At 22.2% G+C, this 23,769-nt stretch carries 33 protein-coding genes; 25 read left to right on the forward strand and 8 right to left on the reverse strand.

The annotated features are described in order from the left end of the window. Positions 1-2 precede the first annotated feature (2 nt). From AACL11_RS08565 to AACL11_RS08650, 18 genes are all read left to right on the forward strand, one after another. Positions 3-296 carry a hypothetical protein gene (locus AACL11_RS08565; protein WP_338986729.1) on the forward strand — a complete coding sequence of 98 codons (294 nt, stop codon included), beginning with the start codon at positions 3-5 and terminating at the stop codon, positions 294-296. A gap of 405 nt (positions 297-701) precedes the next feature. Further along, positions 702-938 (forward strand): hypothetical protein, encoded by a 237-nt coding sequence (locus tag AACL11_RS08570; RefSeq protein ID WP_174480108.1) that lies wholly within the window; start codon positions 702-704, stop codon positions 936-938. A 12-nt stretch (positions 939-950) separates the two neighbouring features. Further along, entirely contained in the window at positions 951-1,148 is a 198-nt protein-coding gene (locus AACL11_RS08575; RefSeq protein WP_338979823.1) for a hypothetical protein, read from the forward strand. Positions 1,149-1,367: 219 nt separating this feature from the next. After that, the gene (locus AACL11_RS08580) at positions 1,368-1,811 is read left to right on the forward strand and encodes a hypothetical protein (RefSeq protein WP_338987429.1); all 444 of its coding nucleotides are present in this window, start codon (positions 1,368-1,370) and stop codon (positions 1,809-1,811) included. Positions 1,812-1,858: 47 nt separating this feature from the next. Next, complete coding sequence (locus AACL11_RS08585; protein ID WP_338987430.1) at positions 1,859-2,179, forward strand: hypothetical protein; 321 nt, start codon at positions 1,859-1,861, stop codon at positions 2,177-2,179. Between the two features lie 16 nt (positions 2,180-2,195). Beyond that, entirely contained in the window at positions 2,196-2,321 is a 126-nt protein-coding gene (locus AACL11_RS08590; protein WP_338987431.1) for a hypothetical protein, read from the forward strand. 27 nt (positions 2,322-2,348) lie between these two features. After that, positions 2,349-3,178 (forward strand): IS5 family transposase gene (locus AACL11_RS08595; protein ID WP_338986605.1). Its coding sequence is split into 2 segments (ribosomal slippage): positions 2,349-2,745 and positions 2,745-3,178, totalling 831 coding nucleotides; the frame shifts between segments, so codons are not numbered across the junction. Positions 3,179-3,536: 358 nt separating this feature from the next. Further along, on the forward strand, positions 3,537-3,725 hold the full coding sequence (locus AACL11_RS08600) for a hypothetical protein (RefSeq protein WP_174480113.1): 189 nt from the start codon (positions 3,537-3,539) through the stop codon (positions 3,723-3,725). 15 nt (positions 3,726-3,740) lie between these two features. Further along, the gene (locus AACL11_RS08605) at positions 3,741-4,118 is read left to right on the forward strand and encodes a hypothetical protein (protein WP_338987432.1); all 378 of its coding nucleotides are present in this window, start codon (positions 3,741-3,743) and stop codon (positions 4,116-4,118) included. An 18-nt stretch (positions 4,119-4,136) separates the two neighbouring features. Then, entirely contained in the window at positions 4,137-5,249 is a 1,113-nt protein-coding gene (locus AACL11_RS08610; protein ID WP_338987434.1) for a hypothetical protein, read from the forward strand. 310 nt (positions 5,250-5,559) lie between these two features. Next, positions 5,560-6,591: a hypothetical protein gene (locus AACL11_RS08615; RefSeq protein WP_338987435.1), complete on the forward strand. Its 1,032-nt coding sequence runs from the start codon at positions 5,560-5,562 to the stop codon at positions 6,589-6,591. 91 nt (positions 6,592-6,682) lie between these two features. After that, entirely contained in the window at positions 6,683-7,042 is a 360-nt protein-coding gene (locus AACL11_RS08620) for a helix-turn-helix domain-containing protein (RefSeq protein ID WP_338973555.1), read from the forward strand. A 28-nt stretch (positions 7,043-7,070) separates the two neighbouring features. Then, entirely contained in the window at positions 7,071-7,571 is a 501-nt protein-coding gene (locus tag AACL11_RS08625) for an IS630 family transposase (protein WP_338988468.1), read from the forward strand. Further along, complete coding sequence (locus tag AACL11_RS08630; protein WP_338987436.1) at positions 7,534-8,271, forward strand: hypothetical protein; 738 nt, start codon at positions 7,534-7,536, stop codon at positions 8,269-8,271. Before AACL11_RS08625 ends, AACL11_RS08630 begins: the two co-directional genes overlap by 38 nt. 3 nt (positions 8,272-8,274) lie before the next feature. Then, a complete protein-coding gene (locus AACL11_RS08635; RefSeq protein WP_338987438.1) occupies positions 8,275-8,832 on the forward strand; it encodes a hypothetical protein in 558 nt (185 codons plus the stop codon). Between the two features lie 117 nt (positions 8,833-8,949). Beyond that, a complete protein-coding gene (locus AACL11_RS08640; protein WP_338973555.1) occupies positions 8,950-9,309 on the forward strand; it encodes a helix-turn-helix domain-containing protein in 360 nt (119 codons plus the stop codon). A 28-nt stretch (positions 9,310-9,337) separates the two neighbouring features. Continuing rightward, positions 9,338-9,838, forward strand: a complete 501-nt coding sequence (locus AACL11_RS08645; RefSeq protein ID WP_338988510.1) for an IS630 family transposase — start codon at positions 9,338-9,340, stop codon at positions 9,836-9,838. Between the two features lie 290 nt (positions 9,839-10,128). After that, positions 10,129-10,296 carry an IS3 family transposase gene (locus AACL11_RS08650; RefSeq protein ID WP_422397929.1) on the forward strand — a complete coding sequence of 56 codons (168 nt, stop codon included), beginning with the start codon at positions 10,129-10,131 and terminating at the stop codon, positions 10,294-10,296. A gap of 123 nt (positions 10,297-10,419) precedes the next feature. Here the strand turns inward: AACL11_RS08650 and AACL11_RS08655 are convergent, their stop codons facing one another. From AACL11_RS08655 to AACL11_RS08670, 4 genes are all read right to left on the reverse strand, one after another. Next, positions 10,420-12,534, reverse strand: a complete 2,115-nt coding sequence (locus AACL11_RS08655; protein ID WP_338987439.1) for a M60 family metallopeptidase — start codon at positions 12,532-12,534, stop codon at positions 10,420-10,422. A 497-nt stretch (positions 12,535-13,031) separates the two neighbouring features. Continuing rightward, positions 13,032-13,295, reverse strand: a complete 264-nt coding sequence (locus AACL11_RS08660; RefSeq protein ID WP_338987440.1) for a SemiSWEET family sugar transporter — start codon at positions 13,293-13,295, stop codon at positions 13,032-13,034. Positions 13,296-13,398: 103 nt separating this feature from the next. Beyond that, a complete protein-coding gene (locus tag AACL11_RS08665; protein WP_338987441.1) occupies positions 13,399-13,620 on the reverse strand; it encodes a hypothetical protein in 222 nt (73 codons plus the stop codon). Positions 13,621-13,703: 83 nt separating this feature from the next. Beyond that, on the reverse strand, positions 13,704-14,150 hold the full coding sequence (locus AACL11_RS08670) for a hypothetical protein (protein WP_338987443.1): 447 nt from the start codon (positions 14,148-14,150) through the stop codon (positions 13,704-13,706). A 481-nt stretch (positions 14,151-14,631) separates the two neighbouring features. Between AACL11_RS08670 and AACL11_RS08675 the strand changes: the two genes are divergently transcribed. Together AACL11_RS08675 and AACL11_RS08680 are read left to right on the forward strand one after the other, a co-directional pair. Next, positions 14,632-15,402, forward strand: a complete 771-nt coding sequence (locus AACL11_RS08675) for a ParA family protein (protein ID WP_338987445.1) — start codon at positions 14,632-14,634, stop codon at positions 15,400-15,402. A gap of 1 nt (position 15,403) precedes the next feature. Further along, positions 15,404-15,751: a DUF6364 family protein gene (locus AACL11_RS08680; protein WP_338987447.1), complete on the forward strand. Its 348-nt coding sequence runs from the start codon at positions 15,404-15,406 to the stop codon at positions 15,749-15,751. Positions 15,752-15,855: 104 nt separating this feature from the next. On the opposite strand, the gene AACL11_RS08685 is transcribed toward AACL11_RS08680, so the two are convergent. Both AACL11_RS08685 and AACL11_RS08690 read right to left on the reverse strand, forming a co-directional pair. Beyond that, a complete protein-coding gene (locus AACL11_RS08685; protein ID WP_338986622.1) occupies positions 15,856-16,869 on the reverse strand; it encodes an IS3 family transposase in 1,014 nt (337 codons plus the stop codon). 532 nt (positions 16,870-17,401) lie between these two features. Then, a complete protein-coding gene (locus AACL11_RS08690; RefSeq protein ID WP_338987449.1) occupies positions 17,402-17,890 on the reverse strand; it encodes an IS3 family transposase in 489 nt (162 codons plus the stop codon). Positions 17,891-17,939: 49 nt separating this feature from the next. Between AACL11_RS08690 and AACL11_RS08695 the strand changes: the two genes are divergently transcribed. Continuing rightward, positions 17,940-18,299: a helix-turn-helix domain-containing protein gene (locus tag AACL11_RS08695; protein ID WP_338973555.1), complete on the forward strand. Its 360-nt coding sequence runs from the start codon at positions 17,940-17,942 to the stop codon at positions 18,297-18,299. 28 nt (positions 18,300-18,327) lie between these two features. Beyond that, positions 18,328-18,828: an IS630 family transposase gene (locus AACL11_RS08700; RefSeq protein ID WP_338988468.1), complete on the forward strand. Its 501-nt coding sequence runs from the start codon at positions 18,328-18,330 to the stop codon at positions 18,826-18,828. On the opposite strand, the gene AACL11_RS08705 is transcribed toward AACL11_RS08700, so the two are convergent. Then, the gene (locus AACL11_RS08705) at positions 18,821-19,636 is read right to left on the reverse strand and encodes an IS3 family transposase (protein WP_338987451.1); all 816 of its coding nucleotides are present in this window, start codon (positions 19,634-19,636) and stop codon (positions 18,821-18,823) included. The two genes, AACL11_RS08700 and AACL11_RS08705, sit on opposite strands and share 8 nt — an antisense overlap. A 263-nt stretch (positions 19,637-19,899) precedes the next feature. Between AACL11_RS08705 and AACL11_RS08710 the strand changes: the two genes are divergently transcribed. The 3 genes from AACL11_RS08710 (at position 19,900) to AACL11_RS08720 (ending at position 22,408) form a co-directional block, all read left to right on the forward strand. Further along, positions 19,900-20,211 carry a hypothetical protein gene (locus tag AACL11_RS08710; RefSeq protein ID WP_338987452.1) on the forward strand — a complete coding sequence of 104 codons (312 nt, stop codon included), beginning with the start codon at positions 19,900-19,902 and terminating at the stop codon, positions 20,209-20,211. 120 nt (positions 20,212-20,331) lie between these two features. Continuing rightward, entirely contained in the window at positions 20,332-21,972 is a 1,641-nt protein-coding gene (locus AACL11_RS08715; RefSeq protein ID WP_338987453.1) for a type IV secretory system conjugative DNA transfer family protein, read from the forward strand. A 94-nt stretch (positions 21,973-22,066) separates the two neighbouring features. After that, positions 22,067-22,408, forward strand: coding sequence for a hypothetical protein (locus tag AACL11_RS08720; protein WP_338987455.1), 342 nt, complete (start codon positions 22,067-22,069; stop codon positions 22,406-22,408). On the opposite strand, the gene AACL11_RS08725 is transcribed toward AACL11_RS08720, so the two are convergent. Beyond that, entirely contained in the window at positions 22,405-23,418 is a 1,014-nt protein-coding gene (locus AACL11_RS08725; RefSeq protein WP_338986622.1) for an IS3 family transposase, read from the reverse strand. The two genes, AACL11_RS08720 and AACL11_RS08725, sit on opposite strands and share 4 nt — an antisense overlap. Between the last annotated feature and the right edge of the window lie 351 nt (positions 23,419-23,769).

Genomic DNA, 23,769 nt, shown 5'->3' on the forward strand with positions numbered 1-23,769 from the left:
AAATGAAAGATAAAACAAATTATGTCAAATTAACAGTAAAACTTAGTAACACTATTGAAGCAAAATATTACGAAAAAGGTAATAAAGAATTATATTATAGTGTTCGTGGTCAATGAAATGGATTAAACTATGTTACTTTAATTTTTAATAAACCAAAACTTTATAGACGCTGTATTTTATTAAACAAAAACGATGAAATTATAGTAACTGGTGAAATCTTTAATACTTTAAATATTAAAAAAAATCGTGCATTTTGTTCAATTAATGTTAAATGATTTAAAAAATGAAAGGAATAACTAATGAATAAATGTGAACATGAAAATGTAAGTATTGAATTAATATTTAGATGTGATAATTGTAAAGCTGTTCAATTTCAACATCCAAAGGAGAGTAAATAATGAAAATGTGTATTGATTGTAAAGAAAATTATAATTGACCAAATTGTAAAAATTGTTTTAAAACTAATGATAATAAAAATTAAAAAAAATAATAAATGTGGTTATGGTAGAGTTTTTGCTCATAAATGTAATAACTTATGTAAACAAAAACAAAATAAAAGAGTTAGGAAAGAGAGATTAAATTATGAATAAAGAAAAACTAATTAATCATATTAATAATTTAATTAAATTAGAACCAGAACGTAGAACTGATGTAACTTTATTTATTTTAAAGGAATTAATTGAAAATGGAGAATTTGATTAATGATAATATTGCCTACTTTGTTTGAAAATAAAGATGAAATTGAAATATTATCACCATTTCCAAAAGCAATTCATACAAGTAATGATATTAGAGCAATTATTTTAAGACAATATCCAAATGTTAAATCAAAACACATAATTGTTTCTGACCCCGAAAGTAATGTTGCATTAATAGTTGGTGATAATGATGTTTATCAAGGTTGAATTAAAGTAACAATTAAAAAATTAGAAAATTAAAGGAGATTAAATATGACTAAACGCGAATTTTTAATTAAATGAAATGTAGATGAAAAATTATTTTTTATTGATAATGTTGAATTTTTACATTCAGATACACATATAATTTTTAATTGAAATGATGATTATTGAAGCATTGATTATCATTCAAAAGAGATGAAAAAATTTATAGAACTATTAAATGATTTAAAACAAATTAAAGGAGAATAAATAAATGCAGAAGGAAAAAATTAAAATTAGAAATTATGAATTTGAATTAAATTCTTATGTAGTAGATTCCTTATTAGATGTTATAAGAGAACTGATAAAAACAAATTAAAGGAGAATAGAAAATGCCAATATTCAAATTAGACTTAATAAATAAAAAATTTGAAAAATGAGATGAAAATGACCAAAAATGGGAAAAAATTAAAAACAAGGAGACTAAAAATGGAAACAAATAATTATACTTTAACTAAATTAATTAGAACTGGAATAAGTCCAATTTGTGCAATGATTGGTACAAGTGCTTATTATGGTCAAGTAATGAACAATTCACTATTAGGTTCAATTAATAGTTTATTATTTGGTAAAAAATTAGGTTTAGATATTTGAAATTTAAATCAAAGACCAAATACTAAAACTAAGTTAATTAATAGTAGTAAAAAAATATTATTAGGTTTAGGAACAATTGGTTTAGCAAATTATAGTAAATGAACAGAAAGTAATATTAGTCCTATTATTCCAACAACACCAATTCCAATAACTACTACAACTACAACAGAAGGTCCTCCATGATTACTATTAAATAAACAAGAAAATCAGTCATTAATGGACTGAGATACATATATTAGTTTAAATGCTTATGGTATTTCAAATTTATTAGTGGATTAACTGAGTTAATACCTAATAAATTTGAAACAATAAGAAAGATTTGTAATATGGCAACTGGTGGATGTTTAATATCAAGTGGTGTAGCAATGGGAATTAATAATGATTTTAATAATGCTTATGCAGTACCTACTATTATTGCTGGTGCAAGTGAAATAATCCATAATTTACTACCTATGGAAACTACAAATCATATTCAAGAAATGCAAGAAACATCATTTAATGATGAAACTGCAAGATTAGTAAATGATAATAGATTCACAATTAATAGTGAAACAACTAGTCAATACGGTAGTGATAATATGAGCGAAGTAGCATTAAATCACGATAATGCTTCATTAAATTGAGATTATAATCACATGAGTTTATAAAGGAGGTGAGTAATTTATGAATAAAGATATGGAAAAAGATTTAAAAATTATAAAAGAGAAAAGAGAAACGCTTAAATTTGGTTATGAAAGATTAGACTTCTTGCGAGACTTATCTATTAAAATTTTCATTTTTAAAATATAATTAAAATTAAAAAAAGATAGGTAATTTATGATGTTTGATAAATTAAAAGCTATTAAAAATGCAGAACTATTAAGATTAACTGGTATAAATGAGATTGTTTTTAAAAAAATGATAGAAATTTTAAAAAAAGAAGAATTAAAAAAGTTTAAAAATGGTGGTACACCTAATAAATTAACTTTAGAAAATAGATTATTAATGACGTTAGAATATTGACGTGAATACCGAACATATTTTCATATTGCTAAAAGTTATGGAATTAGTGAAAGTAATTGTTATAGAAATATCAAGTGAATAGAAAATACTTTAATAAAACATCCTGATTTTCAGCAACTTAATGGAGCAAAATCATTGTTAAATAATAATTTTAAAGATAAAACAGCTATTATTGATGTTACTGAAAGCGCTATCCAACGCCCAAAAAAAGACAAAAGAAATATTATTCAGGAAAAAAGAAAAAACACACAATAAAAACACAAATTATAATTGAACAAGATAGTAAAAAAATTATAAGTTCTTATTTTTCTTGTGGTAAAAACCATGATTTTAAAATTTTAAAAGATTCAAAAGTTAAATTTTTATCACAAACAACTATTTTAGTGGATTTGGGATATCAAGGAATACAAAATATACATCCTAATGTTTTAATTCCAAAAAGAAAATCAAAGAAAATTCCTTTAACTAGAGAAGAAAAGAAAAATAATAAACAAATTTCAAAAATGAGAGTTGTTATAGAAAATATTTTTGCTATACTGAAAAAATTTAAAATTATTAGTGAAAAATATCGAAATAGAAGAAAAAGATTTGCTTTAAGATTTAATTTAATAGCTTCAATTTATAATTTACAACTTTTAAATTAAAAATCTTCAAAAATTTAATATTTTAAATTTTGTTATTTTAAATAATAATTTTTGTTCTATTTTAATGAAGAAAAAATAAGACATATTTTGAATAATAATTTTTAATAAATATTAAAAGTGTTATTAAAATAAAATTTTAAATTTAAAAACTATGATAATAATCACAGTTTTGCAAGAAGTCTATTAAATGAAGCATTAGATTTAAGAAATAAATTAGTTAATAGATATGATGGTATTGCAACTTCAAACCAACAAGAATTAAGTAACAAATTAAATAAAAAAATTGATAATCTTATTAGATTTATTTTAAAAAGTGAAAGTGAAATGGAAAATAAATAGTTGAAAGGAAAATATTGAAATGAAAGAATTTTTACATGAATTAATAATTATCGGAACAAGTGTTGGAACATTAATTTGCAGAGAAATTATTGTTTTATTAAAAAGATTTATCACAACTCCAAAACATGTTAGAGCAAATAACAAAATTATCAAACATCAAAAAAAATTAGCAAAATTAAACGAAAAAATTAATAAAGAAAATAAATAAAAAGTGGTGATGTAAATGTTAGAAAATGAAAATAATGTTCAACAAACAACTGAACCTTTAACTGAAAATAATGCTTCTTCACAAGAAATAGAAAATAAAGTTAATGAAGCAGAAAATAAGTTAAATAAACTTAATCAAGAAATTAAAGAAAAAGAAATGATTAATATATTTAAAAAATATCAAGTTAAAACTGAATTTTATGATTTTTTAAAATTTAAAACAAGTAATCTAGAAAATTCAAAAATTGAAGAAACTATTAAAAAAATGATTAAAGAACAACCAGTATTTAAACAAACAATTAATACAGGTGGCAATAAACAAATAATTATTAATAATAAAACAAATGATAAAGAAAATTTTTTAATTAATTATAAAAAGAAAAATTATTTATAAACGAAAGGAAGAAATAAAATGTCAGTACCATTTAATCAAAATTTAGACAATACAGAGAGATTAGTAGAAGCACCAGAATTTATAGAATTTTTTAAAATTTCAAATAGTCCATGGGCAAACTTTTTTCCTACTGAAATTGTTGATTCAGTAAATATTGAATTTATTGTTAAAAAACCAAAAAAACCAGAAGTTAAGATTATTGCTTGAGATGATAAAAGTAAAAGATATGAATTACCATATGTTGATACAGATAAAATTAGTAAAAAAATAACTAAAAAATATCTTGCAGGAGAAATTATTGCAGATGTAGATTTAAATGCAAATAATGGACAAAATTTATTAGATAGTATGCAATATGAAGTTGCAAATGATTTAGCAGATAAATTAGCAATTGATGATACAGAAGCAATTGCAAAATCTGCTACTAAAATAGATATTGAAGATACAACACCAATAGGATATTTAAAATCAATGTTATCTGCTTGAAATACTTTGTTTCAATTTAGAAACATTGCAAATAGTAAATTTTTTATTACTAATGGTCTTTATGATAGTTTAGTTTATTTAGCAGATAATAAAGGTTTAATCACCGATAATCAGTTAGCGCAACAATTACGTTTAAATGGAAATAATTTATATGTAAAAGGTGTATTATGTGAAATCGTTCTTGATGATTATATGATTTTTACTAATGATAAAAATGAACAACAACTAATGACTTTTGTTTTAGCAACACCAAGAGCAATGAAAAGATACATGTTAGAAAGAACAATTATTTATGTAGACTTTATTAAAGATGCTAAAGCAGGAAGAGCATATAAAGTTGCTGGTGAAGTTGTTGGAGAATCAATACCTTATATTTCCAATAATGAAACAACATCAAGATGAATGTTATGCGGAATTATTAAAACAGAGAAAACTGATTTAAAAACTAAAATTACAAATTTAACAACTAATATTACTGCAAATGTTAATAACAATAATAGTGAATTAAATACACAAATAAAAAGTACAGATGAACTTAAATCATTAAATCCAAATTTAACAAATCCAACTATTAAATATTTTAGTGATGCACAAGGGAAAACTAATGTAAGAACCTGTTTGGAATCTTTTTTGACTAATTTTTAATTAAATTAATATTATAAATTTTATTTTATAGTAAAAAAATAAATTTTTAGTTGACAACTGATTAAATTATAAAATATTTTTAACCAGAAATTAAAAAAGAAAATAAAATGAAAATTAAATAAGTATTTATAAATGATTATTCCTTGTTTTAGCATAATTTTATTAAAAAGATTCCAAACAGGTTCTAAGTAATCAAAAACAAAAAGCAGGTGACTTATATATAACTATTACTGCAAATGTTAATGACTTAAATTATAAAGGAACAACTAATCCTATTAAAATAACTCTTAAATAAAGGAAATTAAATGCCATGCCAATTGGTACAACTAGTACAGCAATACTTTTAAACATAAATAAACCAAAACATACTAGAATAAGTAAACAACAAGAAAATAAAAGTTTTTGATGAGAAATTTTAGAAATGATTGGTGTACAAGTTATAGCAGTAGCACTTGCTCCTTTTACTGGTGGATTAAGTGAAAGTTTTGCACTTGGATTAGGTGCTAGTGATTTAGTTGCTAGTATTAGTGCTGTTGGTGTAGAGTTTTTAACTGATTTTACTATTAATCAAGTTTATGATTATTTAAAAGGAAATGTAACAAAATTAAATACTTTCTTTAATATACTTCCTGCATTTGCTGGACTTAATAAAATTAGTCGTGGTTATCGTACAACTAAATTTATTAAATTAGCACAAAAAACTAAAACATTAGAACAAGTTGGAATTAAAGAAGTAAAAAACTTACAAGAAATTATTAGTCAAGTAAGTGGAAAAGAAATTTTAACAGATAAAATTATTGGTAATAAACGTTATTTAATGAATTATAGTTTTACTCCTAATCGTGAAACAGTATTACGAGATTTAGGTTATGTTGCTGAAAGACAATATAAGAATAATTTTCAAAAACTAGAAACAGAAAAATTAATGGAACACTTATTATTACAAAATATATTAATAAAATTAAGTCCACAATTAACTCCTAAATTTAAAATTAAAGATATCGAAAAAGCAAATAACTTTTTAAAAAAATTTAATACTGATTTAAAAAAAGTACTATCTATGAACCAACATGATTGATTAAATTTAGTTCATACAATACATACAGAAAATAGATATGGTAAATCTTTAATTTTGGATTTACAAAAAATTCGTGCAAATGCTATTAAATTTAATTTTAAAAATAATGTTATTCATCAACTTGTTTTAAAAGCAAATAAAACTTTTAAATATTTTGATATTAGATTTTATTTAAAAAAAGGTTTAAATAAATTTTGAAAAGATACACCATATTTTGAAAAAATACGAGAAAGTATAGCTAACGAAAGTAATGTTTACTCATAAATAATGTAAAATAATAATATGTAATTTAAACAATTCTTGCACTTACAAGTATAATTCAGCAATAATTAAAATAGATTAGGAAGATTAAATTATGCCAAAACCATACAGTGAGGACTTACGAAGAAAAGTAATAGAAGTTTATGAAAGTAAAAACATGAAAATTAAAGAAATTTGTAAAGTGTTCAATATCACTAGAAAGACTTTATTTTTATGAAGAAAAAGAAAGCAAAAAACCGGAAATATAAAACCAATTTTGAATTATCAAAAAGGACATAGCCACAAAATAAAGGATTTAGATGAATTAAAAAATTATTTAGCAGAAAATAAAGATGTTACAGTTCAAAAAGTAATTGAAAAATTTGGTGATATGACAAAAGAAACAGTTTATAACTATTTCAAAAAACTAAATTATACATATAAAAAAAACTTTTCTATATGAACAAAGAGATAAAAATAAACAAGAAGATTTTTTAAAAGAAATAGCGAAAATAATGAATGAAGATTTGGTATATATTGATGAATCTGGAATTGATGATAATGAATTTTATAAATATGGTTGGTCTGAAAAAGGTAAAAGATTATTTGATAATAAACCTGCATATAAAATAAAGAGAATGAGTATAATTGGTGCACTAAATAAAGGTAAATTAAAAGCTCTATGAGCATTTGAAGGACATTGCAATAGTAAAATTTTTGAATCATATGTTAAAAATATACTAATTCCAGTATTAAAGTGTGGACAAATTATAGTTTTAGATAATGCGACGTTTCATAAATCTAAAGCAACAAAACAATTAATTGAAAATGCTGGATGCAAACTATTATTTCTTCCACCATATTCTCCTAATTTAAATCCAATTGAACATTTTTGATTTGCTATAAAACATAATATAAGAAAAATATTACCAAATTATTGACCAAATATTAAAAACGCGATTGATTTTGTTTTTCAAGATATGAGTAAACATTACTTTAGTTAGCTATATATATAAATTACAAGAAAAATTTGAAAAGTTAGAAAAACAAGTATTTGAAAAAATTAATAAATTAAAAGAAAAAGCAACTGATTTATTTACTAGTGCAGAGAAAAGAGCAATTAAACATGCACAATTAATTCCATTAAATTCACCAGTATTTATGGGTTGTAAAATTCAACCTTTATCATTAGATAAATGTGCAATTACTATTTATCATCGTAATCCTAAGTATAAACCAATTACAGTTGTTGATAGTATTCTTAAAGCAAAAACTTTTGTTACTCAAATACATCCATTTCATTGATATCGTTGATATAGTGGTTGATACATTGGTTATGGTGTTAATCATAATAAATGATTAAAAGCAATAGCATTTGCTCCACCAGTGGTTCAACAAGTAATTAGAGATAGTTTTAAAGTATATAGAGAAATATTTAGAATAGTAAGAACTTATCATAAAGTAGTAAATGTTATTAATAATCCTATTGAAAATATTAATAAATCATTTAAAAGTGTTGGTTTAAAATTTTCAGTTAATACTTTATTTGGCACTGGACTATTACATCATTTAGAAAAATTTGCATATAGTCAAGTTGTAAAAAAAGGTAAGAAAAAGTTACAAAAAGAAATTATCCATATATCACATAGAAAAACTAAAACAAAAACTAAGCATTATAAAAAAGCATTTTTTAAGGAATGATAAATTATGATTAATAAACTTTGAACTGATGTCAGTCTTGAAAATTATAATAACTGATATCCATTAACTGGAAAAATTACAGAAACCCCACAGCAATATATACAGACATGACCTAATGTTAATGATTGATTTAAAACTTTTGCTATTCGTGCTCAAAATGATATTAATGCTTATCTTGATTTTATTTTATCTAAATTTCCTTTTGATAGTTTTAAAGATGAATTAATTAAAGAAACATTAAGAGATATGGTTTATGTAATGGTTGAACATTGAGTATTTAATCGTACACCAATTGAATTTAATGTTGATGCTACTATTCAATTTAATAATGGTAGTCAATTTAGTGCAAATAGTACTCCTACGATTAATGTTTGAGATTTAGCACCTAGTAGAATGAAAATATGAGCAAGATTAACAGAATTAAAACAAATATTTTCAAGTTATAATGATGATGAAATAGATATTGAAAAAATTGACTTAAAAGCATTTTATACTAGAAATCAAGTTGATGAATTAATTGAACAACAAAAAGAATTTACATTATCAAAACAAATTAAATTATAGCTAACGAAAGTAATGTTTACTCATAAATAATGTAAAATAATAATATGTAATTTAAACAATTCTTGCACTTACAAGTATAATTCAGCAATAATTAAAATAGATTAGGAAGATTAAATTATGCCAAAACCATACAGTGAGGACTTACGAAGAAAAGTAATAGAAGTTTATGAAAGTAAAAACATGAAAATTAAAGAAATTTGTAAAGTGTTCAATATCACTAGAAAGACTTTATTTTTATGAAGAAAAAGAAAGCAAAAAACCGGAAATATAAAACCAATTTTGAATTATCAAAAAGGACATAGCCACAAAATAAAGGATTTAGATGAATTAAAAAATTATTTAGCAGAAAATAAAGATGTTACAGTTCAAAAAGTAATTGAAAAATTTGGTGATATGACAAAAGAAACAGTTTATAACTATTTCAAAAAACTAAATTATACATATAAAAAAAACTTTTCTATATGAACAAAGAGATAAAAATAAACAAGAAGATTTTTTAAAAGAAATAGCGAAAATAATGAATGAAGATTTGGTATATATTGATGAATCTGGAATTGATGATAATGAATTTTATAAATATGGTTGGTCTGAAAAAGGTAAAAGATTATTTGATAATAAACCTGCATATAAAATAAAGAGAATGAGTATAATTGGTGCACTAAATAAAGGTAAATTAAAAGCTCTATGAGCATTTGAAGGACATTGCAATAGTAAAATTTTTGAATCATATGTTAAAAATATACTAATTCCAGTATTAAAGTGTGGACAAATTATAGTTTTAGATAATGCGACGTTTCATAAATCTAAAGCAACAAAACAATTAATTGAAAATGCTGGATGCAAACTATTATTTCTTCCACCATATTCTCCTAATTTAAATCCAATTGAACATTTTTGATTTGCTATAAAACATAATATAAAAAAAATATTACCAAATTATTGACCAAATATTAAAAACGCAATTGATTTTGTTTTTCAAGATATGAGTAAACATTACTTTAGTTAGCTATATATAAGAAAATCAAATAGTGAAATAAATATAGATGTTAATAAAATTAATAATGCAACTTTAAATAATTTATTAATAAATTCGACTAAATCAAACTTGCCACAAATGTAAAAATGAGAGATTGCAATTATAATTTCTTTTATATTTAAAATCAATTTTAGGGCACCAAATTTGCTCATAAACAAACGGTTTAAAATTTTATATGGTTTAGTATTAAAAAAATAAAAATCTCTAATTAGAGATTTTTTAAATTAAATATTTGGTAGTATAAAATAATAACTTCACTTTTGGGAAATTTTTACTCGATAACTAAAGGGAAATTTTTATCCGATAATGACACATTAAAATTAGAATTATTTGATTATATCAATTGATATAACAACATAAGAATCCACAGCACTTTAAACTACTTAACTCCCACTAACTATCAAAAACAAATGTATACTAAAAAATAGTCCTAAAAAGTGTTGCCATTCCATCATTGAAAAAGTCTTAATTAGTTATTTATATCTTAAATTCATTCAAAACAAGCCTAATTAGGCTTGTTTTGAATGAATTTAAGATACATTTGAAAATATTTATTTAGTTATTTCTATTAATTGATTATTTTTAATAGTATATTGTTTTGTTCCTCCTAATGGTTTATATTTTCCGTTTTCAAAAACTCGAACTCTATTGCCTTCGCTTGGTACAATGGTAATTTTAAATCCATAGCCTTCGACATATCCCATATTATCATTTAATTTTTCTTCTTTAATAACCTGTTGTCAAGTTTTATTTCCAGTAATTTTTAGATTTTTAAATTCACCATATTTAGTTTCAAAACGAATATTATAATAGATTTGATTATTAAAATAATTGTGAATTATATCATTATTTCCATAAAATTTTATCTTTTGTATTTTAGTATCAAATGCCATAATACCTTTATAAGTACTTTCATCCTCATCATTAATTCCTTGAAATAAGATAGTATTGTTTAAATTTACTTTAAATTTAAAAGTTTTAATATTTGTTTGTTTATGATTTTGTTTCAGTTCCAAAACAACACTTATATTTTTATTTATTGTAGATAAAGTATTATAATCAATTTTTACTTTTAAATCGTTAAGATTGATTGAATCAGGAATAATAAATAATTCTTTAATATTTTCTTTTAAATTATAGTCTTGACCAAAATTTACTGAAACATTTTTTGATTTAATTCCAGAAAAATTCAATAATGGTAAGACTAGAATTTTTTCTTGTACAATTGGTTTTTTTATTGTTTCTGAATCATTAAAATTAAGTCAAATTTGTTTTGTGAGTGGTTTTAATTTTTTAATTGAATTTTCAGTATCATCAGTTGTTGGTAAACCTCATTTTTTAAAAAAAGGTGATAAATTATAACCAGATATTTGAGAAGTTATTTTAATAAATTCTTGTATCTTTTTTTCATCATTATTAAAATTGTCTCATGAGTTTGGTATTTGATTAATTAAACGATATTTTTGACTTAAAATTGGATAAAAGTTATCACCAAAACCAACTTGTAATTGTCAAAGCATCGTCAATTTAACAAATACATTTTCAATTTTATGATAATCTTTTTCAGTATTTGGTTTATTTAAATATTCACTTATCTCTTTTTTACTGTCTCATAAATTATGAAAAGGTATAATTATATTTTTATTATAATTATGAACGTCAAATATTTTAATACTTTTAACTTTCATTTTTTGTGCTATATATAATGAACTAATATTTACTGATGTTTCAGTCATATTATATCATTTATATTGTTGTGTTTGATATGTATGTCCTGTTTCATGTCACAATCCTCATTGATCTTTTAAACTCAATAAAAATAAATCTTTTCCTGCATTATAAGTATTATGAAACATTATTCGTCCATTACTTGCATTAGCATAACCACCACTATCATCAGAGTTTGCAATATGAATATATTGATTATATTTTTTATTTATATCATTACTTGCTTCATTTAAACCGTAAATTTCATTTGTTCAATTTCAAATATTATCTCAATGTCATAAAGTTTCGTTAAAAGAACGCTTTAAATTAGCTAAAACTTCATATTTTATCATATTAGTTTGCATGGTAGCAATATAGTGTTTTGAAACAAATTCAACAAAAGGTGAATTTGTTTCAATAACTTGTGTAATAAATTCATCTTGATCTGTTTCATTAATTTTAAAAGTGGGAATTTTAATAATATTTTTAATTTCATGAACTGATTTTATATTTTTTATATATAAATCGGTTTGATTATTATCGTTAATATATAACACTCCCTCTATGTTTGTTTTAAATTCTAAAATATTTTTATTATTTAAAATTTCAATATTTTGAAAAACATTATTTTTGTTATTATTTAAATTTTTATAGTTTCCTCATTGACCAATTGTTAATTTAATATTTTTAATTTCATTATTTTGTAATTTTCTATTAAATTCTATTGTAAAAACTTCATCACTTTTTAAAAAATAACCAGTTGGTTTGAATGAAGAATGTTCAAACCATCTATTTTCAAAATTAGTAATGTTGGAAGATGTTAAAAAAACATCATTTTTATCATTATATTGTTTTTTATGATTTGTTTCATTTTTTTGAAAACTAACATGGGTCATGTTAGTAATGCCAACTGTTCCAACTAGAGTAATCGCACTTATCATACTTAGTAATTTTTTCATAATATTTCATCCTTTCAATTAAAAAATAAAAAACACCCAATGTTGGGTGCTTTTGTAATTAAAAAAGTAAAATCCTAAAATAATTTATATGAAATTAATGATTTAATTATAAATTAATTATACGACTTTAAATGTGGAATGGCAACACTTTTTAGGACTATTTTTATTAGTTGAAGTGTCTTCAATTAATGAAAGATCATTTTTACCAAATTAAAAATAAAAATTACTTGATTTTTAATATTAATTTATTTTTAATATTAATTTGACGTTTACGCAAAAAAATTGAAAAAAATGTATGAATTTATTAAAATGTAAATATTCCTAAATTAAGGAATTTAAATTTAAATTTATTTTAAAGAGTTGATTTTTATGAAAACATTTGTAAAGAATTTAAGTTCTAGATGAAGTTTATTTTGGAAATTATTTAAAAAAGAACAGTTTGTTAAAAAGAAAAGTTTTTAATGTAAATAGATCACCATAGTTATGGTGATCTATTTTTATGGTTCTTTATAATGAATATTTAATTTAAATCCTAAAATAATAATTGTAGATATTAAGATTATTAAATCTAAACTTACGACTTCTCAATTTTTTATAAATATTCCATAAGTTATTCATAAAAAACAAGATAGTAATTGAATTAATAACATAAAAAATGATAAATCACGTACTCTTTTTGTTTTTATGATTTTGATAATTTGGGGTAAAAATATAAAACTATTTACAGCGACTGCTAATCAACCAATTATTTCTACATTCATAATATCCCCTTTCTTTTTATTTTTTTAAAATAAACACAACGATATATGAATTGTCTCATATACCATTGTGTTTAAAATTACAATTTGTAAATCAATTAAATAATTATTTTTGAGTTTCACTTTCATATATTTTTTTATTTTCTTCTGCGATTTTTACATATTTATCTTTTTCTTCGTTTGTCATTTCTTTTCAATGATTACCAATCAATTTGGCAACTTCTGCAACTTTTGATTTAAGTTCAGGATTTTGTTGAATAATCTCCGTTCTTTTTTCTTTACTAAAAACCATATAAGCATTCATTGGTCTTTTAACTTTATTTGGCATATAAATAACCCCCCTAATTTTTCTTAATATAATTTTACATGATTTAAAAATTAGTTTTTCATATACTTATTTTTAAATAAAATCTATCCACGATTACGATTTTTTAACTGAGAATTTTTTAATAACTCAATCTCATTTTTAAGTTGTTGTATCTCTTGTTTCAAATTTTTAATTTCTAAATAAGGGTCGTGTTCTAAAGTAAAACTAACAAATTTTGAGATTAATTCTCGCTGTTCATTAACAGATAACTTATAAGCATTATTAGTTGAATAATCAACTCATTTAGATTGTAAAAAAATAGTTTTTATTTTTTCAATACCACTTGAGTAAAAATATCCAGTTACATTATTTATTTTTAAAAGTAAAGGATTTTCTTGTGCATTGATATCAATTTTGGTAGTGCCATATCAAACTAAAGAATATTTATTTTTAAATTTTAACAAAATAGCAGGTCGACCCATTTTATGGTCTAAATTATTAGAACGATGTAAAACATATACATGCATATTTTTATAAATTATCTGTGCCATATTAAAACCTTTCTTTTTTTACACATATATAACTTACCATAAATATAGCTAATTATTTACTTTTCTATACTATAATGGTATAATTTAAATGTACAAAAATTTCACTTTCTGTACGGATATGGCAAAGCAGTAATGTGTGATGTCTTGCTAGGTAACCAAACCTGGTGCAATTTAGAGCCTAATTGGGTTCTTTTTTTATTACTCACTAATTTTTTCTTGTATTAATATCAGAATCAAAATTAATTTATATTAATATAAGTTTAAAATAAAGTATTTTTATAAATAAAAATATAATTATATTAATACGCCTAATTATACTTATAAAAATAAATATAATTAAAATACAACATTTTATTAAAAATGATAGTAAAATATACTTATTGTTATTTGTATTAATATAAGTTTAAAATAAAGTATTTTTATAAATAAAAATATAATTATATTAATACGCCTAATTATACTTATAAAAAGGAGTAATAAAATGAAAACAATTACAATTGGTGCGTTAAAAGGAGGAGTTGGAAAAACTAATTTTGCTTTTAATCTTTCTTGTTTTTTAGCAATTGAAAAGAAAAAACGTATTCTTATTCTAGATCTTGATCCACAAGCTAATTTAACACAATGCTTTCAATTAGAAGTTGCAACTTCACATGCAATGGATATGTTTTTAAAACACGAAAAAAATATTGAAGAGATAATTTTTAAAACGAATTTTGAAATAATTAACATTGTGCCCACAAATATTAGTATGTCAAATTTAGAAATGCAATTATTTAACGAATTATCAAGAGAAAACAAATTAAAAAAATTTCTTAATAAGAATAAAATATTTTTAAAAGATAATTATGACTATATTATTATCGACACTAACCCAAGTTTAAATATAACTAATATTAATGCTTATTTAGCAGCAGATAATATTGTGCTTGTTTCTGATAATTCTATTCATTCTTTAAGAGCAATTGATGTTATAGGTAATATGTGAGAAACAATAACTAAAAATTTAGAAATTCCAAATAATATTAAAGCTATTGTTTTAAATAATTTTGATCACTTTAATATTTCAAAAGATTTTAAAGACGAATTAGAAAAATTACCCTTAAAAGAACTTTTAATTAAACAAGATATTAGAAAAAAACAAGTTTTTAAAACCAGTGAAATAACTGGAGTCCCAGTTATTAAATTGTTAGCTAAGCAAGATAATCCGTATTTTCATATAGTTACAGAATTAGAACAAAAAGGAGTTTTATAATATGGCAGAAAGAAAAAGTTTATTTTCAACTAAAACTTTAAGTCAAGCAGAAAGTATTATGAGTGATTTAATAAATGTAAAATCAAATCATAATAAAGATCATAAAATAAGTAAAAAGAAAAATAATAAATCAGAATTATCAATTACTCGTGTAAATAATTCAAATAAACCAGTAGTTAAAAACGAAAAAATAAGCACTATATCAAATATTAAAATTAGTAGTAAATATGTTAAAAAACACATTAATCTTACATTTAGAGTTGACTTAATAAACAAAATAAAAGAATATGCTAAAGAAAGAAATCTTTCTGTTTCAGAATTATTAGAACAATTTATTGAACAATTATAGTTTAAAATATAAAAAAATAAAATTTTAAAAAATTATTTTGTTTTGATATATATTGGATGGGGGTGGTTAGCCCTAATTACTGGACCATATTTTGATAGATATTTCTAAATTTTTATTTGTAATATTGGTGGTTTTAAAAATTTAGAATGTATTCTTTCATAATTATAAAACATAACATATTGATTTACATCATTAATAGCTTCATTGATTGTTAAATATTGATTTGAGTCTTTAGGCAATCATTCTTGAGATAAATGTGAAAATCAATTTTCAGATATGACATTACCGCCAATATCATATGGTTGTTTTTTGCTTAAAATTATTTGTTTGTTTTTTGCTCATTTTGTAATTTCTTGACAATAAAATTCGTTGGCGTTATCTGAATGTAAAATAACGTTTTTTATTTGATTTCAAGAAAATTGGTTGTTTATTTTTTCAAGTGCAGGAAGAATTAAATCTTGATATGATTTATTTGAAAATGTATTATAACTAACAACATTATTTGAATAAAAATCAATAATTACAAAAAGATATAGTCAACCTTCTTTGGTGTTTATTTGTTTAGTATCCATTGATCAAATTTGATTTGAAGCGGTTGTACTTTTGTAATCTTTGTTTACTTTATCCATTGTAGGTATTCACTTATTTGGATTTTTTTTGTTTTTAGGATAGTTATTTTTAGTTTGTTTTAATCCTTGAATATTGTGTTTTTTCATAATTTTTCGCATTTGTTTTGTTGATAATTCTATATTTAAAATGATATTTTTCTCTTGTTTTAATCACTCTTTAAAAGCTGAAAAAATTCTTAAATATCCATAAATTCTACCTTTTCTTGTAGAATGAAATTCGATTAAAAGTTGGCATAATTCTTGATATTTATGATTGCAATTAATAATATGATTTTTTTCTTTTTTAATAAGTTTTTGTTTATTTTTTAAAAAGTAATATGTTGATCTGTTTAATTGAAGATATTGACATAAGTTTCTAATTGAATATTGATTTTTGCAATCATCGATAATTTTAATTTTTTCTTTGATATTTAATTTGTTAATTATTAATGCTATTTGTTTAATTTTATCCATTAATAAAAATCCTTTCAGGTCAAAATTAGTGTTCATTATATAACACAATTGTTTTTAGAATACATTCAGATTTTTTAAATTAATGGTCTAGTAAAAAGGGCTAAGTGGCAGTTTCTATTTTTGATTTAAAAAAGAAAGTCAAAAACAGGAAAATTTAATATCACAAGAGCAAGTGAATTGTATATTAAATAATATTGATAAAGAAAATGAAGTGGTTTTTGATAATTAATTTTTTAAAATTACACAATTTTTACAAAATAATTATTTATAGTTCACTAACTAGTATATTTATTGTACAATTATCTAGTTACTGGTGTGGCTTTCGTAGGTGGCACTGGTAACGATTATATTTAATTAAAGATTGTAGTTGAATTTTTAATTAAATGTGATAAAGTTAAAATATAAAAATTGAATATTTAGCATTAGGTACACCTACGAAATTATTAAGCCTATCTAATTTTTTATTTACATTTTTCTTTCTTTTTATAAGGAATTTTGCAAATAAGTAAGTTGTAACCTATGAACTTGTCAAGAAAAGTGGACATTTAAAGTAACCTTTTATTAAATTTTATAAAATAGTTTTTGTAAGTGTTAAATTTGTAGGTATGAAGTAATGATTTTTTGGTTTGGAATGAGTTAATCGATATTCGATTGGACTCATTCCTTTTAATTTTATTTGAGGTCGATGGTTATTATAAAAATAAATATATTTCGGTAAATTTTCCTTTATTCATTCAATAGTTCTGTTTTTTCTTGGAATTTGATATAGAAATTCGGTTTTCATTGTTCCAAATCAAGATTCAGTAGCACCATTATCACAAGAATTGCCCCGTCTAGACATTGAAATTTTTATTTTTAATTCATCACATAAGGTTTTATATGAAGAATTTGTGTAATGAAAGCCTTGATCTGATTGTAAGATTCATGAATTAGGTTTTTGGGCATTGACTCAAGATTGAATGATATTTTGAACAACAAATGACATATAGCTAACTAAAGTAATGTTTACTCATAAATAATGTAAAATAATAATATGTAATTTAAACAATTCTTGCACTTACAAGTATAATTCAGCAATAATTAAAATAGATTAGGAAGATTAAATTATGCCAAAACCATACAGTGAGGACTTACGAAGAAAAGTAATAGAAGTTTATGAAAGTAAAAACATGAAAATTAAAGAAATTTGTAAAGTGTTCAATATCACTAGAAAGACTTTATTTTTATGAAGAAAAAGAAAGCAAAAAACCGGAAATATAAAACCAATTTTGAATTATCAAAAAGGACATAGCCACAAAATAAAGGATTTAGATGAATTAAAAAATTATTTAGCAGAAAATAAAGATGTTACAGTTCAAAAAGTAATTGAAAAATTTGGTGATATGACAAAAGAAACAGTTTATAACTATTTCAAAAAACTAAATTATACATATAAAAAAAACTTTTCTATATGAACAAAGAGATAAAAATAAACAAGAAGATTTTTTAAAAGAAATAGCGAAAATAATGAATGAAGATTTGGTATATATTGATGAATCTGGAATTGATGATAATGAATTTTATAAATATGGTTGGTCTGAAAAAGGTAAAAGATTATTTGATAATAAACCTGCATATAAAATAAAGAGAATGAGTATAATTGGTGCACTAAATAAAGGTAAATTAAAAGCTCTATGAGCATTTGAAGGACATTGCAATAGTAAAATTTTTGAATCATATGTTAAAAATATACTAATTCCAGTATTAAAGTGTGGACAAATTATAGTTTTAGATAATGCGACGTTTCATAAATCTAAAGCAACAAAACAATTAATTGAAAATGCTGGATGCAAACTATTATTTCTTCCACCATATTCTCCTAATTTAAATCCAATTGAACATTTTTGATTTGCTATAAAACATAATATAAGAAAAATATTACCAAATTATTGACCAAATATTAAAAACGCGATTGATTTTGTTTTTCAAGATATGAGTAAACATTACTTTAGTTAGCTATATCTAAACTTGCACTTATTTTATAATCCAATATTTCATTATTATGGAAATCTTTAACAATTGATAAATAATAAGTCTTGCCATTAGTTAATAAATAAGTTATATCAGTTCCCAATTTTTGATTTAAATCAGTAGTTGAAAAATTACGATTTAGTAAATTATCATATCTTAAATTTCCTGATTTTGTTCTATAGTCAAATTTTTTTATACGAACCTTAGATTTTAAACCCATATTTCTCATATATCTATATACAACATGAAATTTTAACTTTAAATTATAAATTTTGTTAATTCATAAAGTTATCATTTTATAACCATAAATTTCTTTAAACTCATAAAAAATATTTTTAATTATATTAGCTAAAAATTTATCTCATTTATTAAATTCATTCATTCCGTTTTTAATTCATTTATAATATCCTGATTTTGAAACATTTAATAATCAACATAAATAACTAATCTGATATTTTTTCTTCAAGGAGAAAATCACAAAGTACTTCTTCTTTTTTGTCGATTTTTCTAAATACTTTTTTATATCATTCATTACCTCAATATATTCAATTAATTCTTGTTTGGTCATCTCATTAAAATTTAAAGATTTGGGTCGACCTGTTCTTTTTGTTTTTTTAGCACGTATGCCATTACCATATTTTAAACCTTCTTCTCCGAATAATTTATATGATTTAATTCATTCTTTTAATGTTGATCGACCAATTCCATATTCTAATGCAGTTTTATCAATTGTTTTAATTTTACTAATTTTTATTATTTTTAGTTTTTCTTCTTTTGAAAATCATTTACTCATAAAAAAATGAACACCTTCCTTAAAGTATTTTTAACACAAAGGTTACAATTTGTGTCTACTTTATTCTAGATGTTCAAAAATTAAATAAATCAAATGATGCTTTAAGTTTAGCTACTTATGGAAAATTAAACTTAAAAAATCTAATTAGTTTTGATAATAATATAAATCAAAAATTAGATATGATTTTACAAATTTTAAATGAGCAAAAAAACAGTAGTAATAAATATGATGAAAGTTCATGAAAAGATTAGGGGTGCGAAATTATGCAATTAACTCAAAAACAACAAGTACTTTTATCAACTTATCAAAATTGATTAAAGGAAAATAAATTAAATAATAAGTGCAATGCTTATTTTATTTCTAAAACTTCGATGTTGGTGTTTCAAGTGTGAGATTTAGAAAAATTGATAAGTGAAACTATTTGACTAAAAACTGATAATTACAAATGAGAATTTTATATTAAGACTTTAGGTGAGAAAATTAATAAATCTGTTTCTCTAAAAGAAATTTTAGAAATTGAAAAAGATTTTGTTATAAAAACTTTTAAAGAAAAGAATGCTAGTAATAATACCTAAAAAGGGTATTATTACTTTGTATTTATAAAAATAAGGAGAAAGAATATGTTAGAGATATTTATGGTTTGAAAGTTAATATTTAAGTTTTTCAAGTTTGTATTTGCTTTATTGTTTTTAGCAGTGACATTGATTTTATTTGTTGCACCAGTAATTGTAGGTTTATATTTATTTCCAAGTTTATTGGTAGTTCAAGGAGTTTACTTAAGTATATTTGCTTTTAGAAAGAAAAAAGTTGATTTACAAATTGTAATAATTACATTTACTTTGTTACTAACAATAGTATTTATAGGATTTGGTATTTGAGCAAATCCAACTTTAAGTTATTCATTTAATGGGTTTAGTAATGTTTTAAGTTCAATGTTCTTAATTGAAATAAAGTTTTTACCATTATTTGTAATTTTATATCTTGGATTTGATTGAAGTATTTATTTACTTTATAAAAAAATAAGTAAGTGGTATGACTATAGAAAGGCAAATTATATTTTTGTAAATCGCTTTATTGAAGTTTGAATATGATTATTAATTATTTTAAAATCATATTCAATGCTTGATTATTTAATGAATACAAGAAAAAGTATATTACAAGTAAAAGTACAGTGACGAAAAGAAAATGTGCTTTTAAATGATAATATTGCTTTAAATAAAAATAGGTTAAATCAACACACTTTGTTGATTGGTGCAACTGGTTCAGGCAAAACAACAACTGCTCTATCAATAATAAATCAACTTGTATATAAGTTAAATCAAACAGTAATTATTATTGATGGAAAAGGGGATATTGATTTAATCAACAAAATTAAAACAATTGATAAAAATGCTTTTATTTGAACAATTGAAGGAAATAAAGAATATCAACCATTCATAAGTAATAACCACATTGTTTTAGCTGATAAAATTATGAGCTTATTTGATTTCACTGAACCTCATTATCAAGCAATGGCACATGAATATTTACTAATTTTAATTGAAACCTTGTTAAAGAAAAAAGTAAAAATTTCATTAGAAAATATTGTTAAATATTTTTCAATTAAACAATTACAAAGTTTAGTTGAAAAAGCAAGTTTAGAGTATGATTATTTATCTGATTTAGAAGCTAAAAACATTAATGGATTACAAGCAAGAATAAATGTTTACTTTCAACAACTAAAAAATAGTATTGGATTAAAAAATAATTTATTAGAAATTACAAAAAATCATAAAGTTATTTTGTTTTCTTTAAACTCTTTAACATATCCCCAGTTAGCTAGTAACATGGGCAAATTGTTAATTCAAGATTTAAAAGAATTCGCAAGTATAAAACCCCTTGACATGAATATAAATCTTGTTTTAGACGAATTCAATGTTTTTGCAAGCGATAATGTCATTAACTTAATTAACAAAACAAGAAGTTTTAACTATCAATGCTTTTTATGTTTTCAAACAATTAATGATTTAAAAACTAATACCAAAGATTTAACAGACACTATTTTTGGAAACACAGCCAACATTATTGCTCATAGTGTTAAAGACCCAAATAGTGCTGAATATCTTGCCAAAGTTTTTGGCACAATTAAAACAGTAAAACTTACAAGAAACATGGGTAGTGTAAGAGAAACCGAAGAATTTGTTTTTCACCCCAATGAATTTAAAAATTTACAGTTAGGAGTTGCCAACGTTAAAATCATTAACCAAAATTTAGTAAATTCAAATTTTGATACTTTAAAAATTAAAATTAAAGATTATAATAAAGATTTTAAGGAATTAGATCAAACAAAAGAATAGTGAGATATACTTTACTATTCAAAATCAAAACATCGCTAAAAACAGCAAATATGAGCCAAATAAAGGTATGTACCTAAAAAGGAGAATAAATGACATGAAAAAATTATTAAGTATGTTAGCAATAGGAACTTTGGTAACAACAAGTGTACCAAGTGCTAATATGATTATAAATACCAGTTTTAATCAAAAGATAAATAATATAAAAAACAAAAATGATATTAATAAATATAAATTAATTAATAGATTAATTAATTTTAATCAGCCTGATTATTTTGGAAATAAATATAATGGTTTTGTTTATAAACAAGAGCAGAAAATAGACATAAATGATAATTTTATCAGTTTAGCAAAAATTGATGATAAAACAATTACAATACCTAATTTTCAAGGGTGGTTAGCCCTAATTACTGGACCATATTTTGATAGATATTTCTAAATTTTTATTTGTAATATTGGTGGTTTTAAAAATTTAGAATGTATTCTTTCATAATTATAAAACATAACATATTGATTTACATCATTAATAGCTTCATTGATTGTTAAATATTGATTTGAGTCTTTAGGCAATCATTCTTGAGATAAATGTGAAAATCAATTTTCAGATATGACATTACCGCCAATATCATATGGTTGTTTTTTGCTTAAAATTATTTGTTTGTTTTTTGCTCATTTTGTAATTTCTTGACAATAAAATTCGTTGGCGTTATCTGAATGTAAAATAACGTTTTTTATTTGATTTCAAGAAAATTGGTTGTTTATTTTTTCAAGTGCAGGAAGAATTAAATCTTGATATGATTTATTTGAAAATGTATTATAACTAACAACATTATTTGAATAAAAATCAATAATTACAAAAAGATATAGTCAACCTTCTTTGGTGTTTATTTGTTTAGTATCCATTGATCAAATTTGATTTGAAGCGGTTGTACTTTTGTAATCTTTGTTTACTTTATCCATTGTAGGTATTCACTTATTTGGATTTTTTTTGTTTTTAGGATAGTTATTTTTAGTTTGTTTTAATCCTTGAATATTGTGTTTTTTCATAATTTTTCGCATTTGTTTTGTTGATAATTCTATATTTAAAATGATATTTTTCTCTTGTTTTAATCACTCTTTAAAAGCTGAAAAAATTCTTAAATATCCATAAATTCTACCTTTTCTTGTAGAATGAAATTCGATTAAAAGTTGGCATAATTCTTGATATTTATGATTGCAATTAATAATATGATTTTTTTCTTTTTTAATAAGTTTTTGTTTATTTTTTAAAAAGTAATATGTTGATCTGTTTAATTGAAGATATTGACATAAGTTTCTAATTGAATATTGATTTTTGCAATCATCGATAATTTTAATTTTTTCTTTGATATTTAATTTGTTAATTATTAATGCTATTTGTTTAATTTTATCCATTAATAAAAATCCTTTCAGGTCAAAATTAGTGTTCATTATATAACACAATTGTTTTTAGAATACATTCAGATTTTTTAAATTAATGGTCTAGTAAAAAGGGCTAAGTGGCCCCATCCAATAGTTTCTCAATTTAAAGAATATTGACCAACCAGTATCTTTAGTGAAGAATTAGAAAAAAATTATAAATATTGAAAATTTAATTTAAGTATTGAAGAAACAAAATTAGAAATAAATAATTCAACTAAAAAAGGACTTACTAAAGAACTAAAAAATTTACTTTGTACAGCAATTGATACATGAGTTCAAATAGAGGATATTTTTAAGCAAAGACCAAATATTTTATTTTCTAGTAATCTAGAAAAAGACAACAATATATTATTTGAATAT

Origin of the sequence: Spiroplasma endosymbiont of Dasysyrphus albostriatus (assembly GCF_964019495.1) — a bacterium.
Taxonomy (GTDB): domain Bacteria; phylum Bacillota_I; class Bacilli_A; order Mycoplasmatales; family VBWQ01; genus Spiroplasma_E.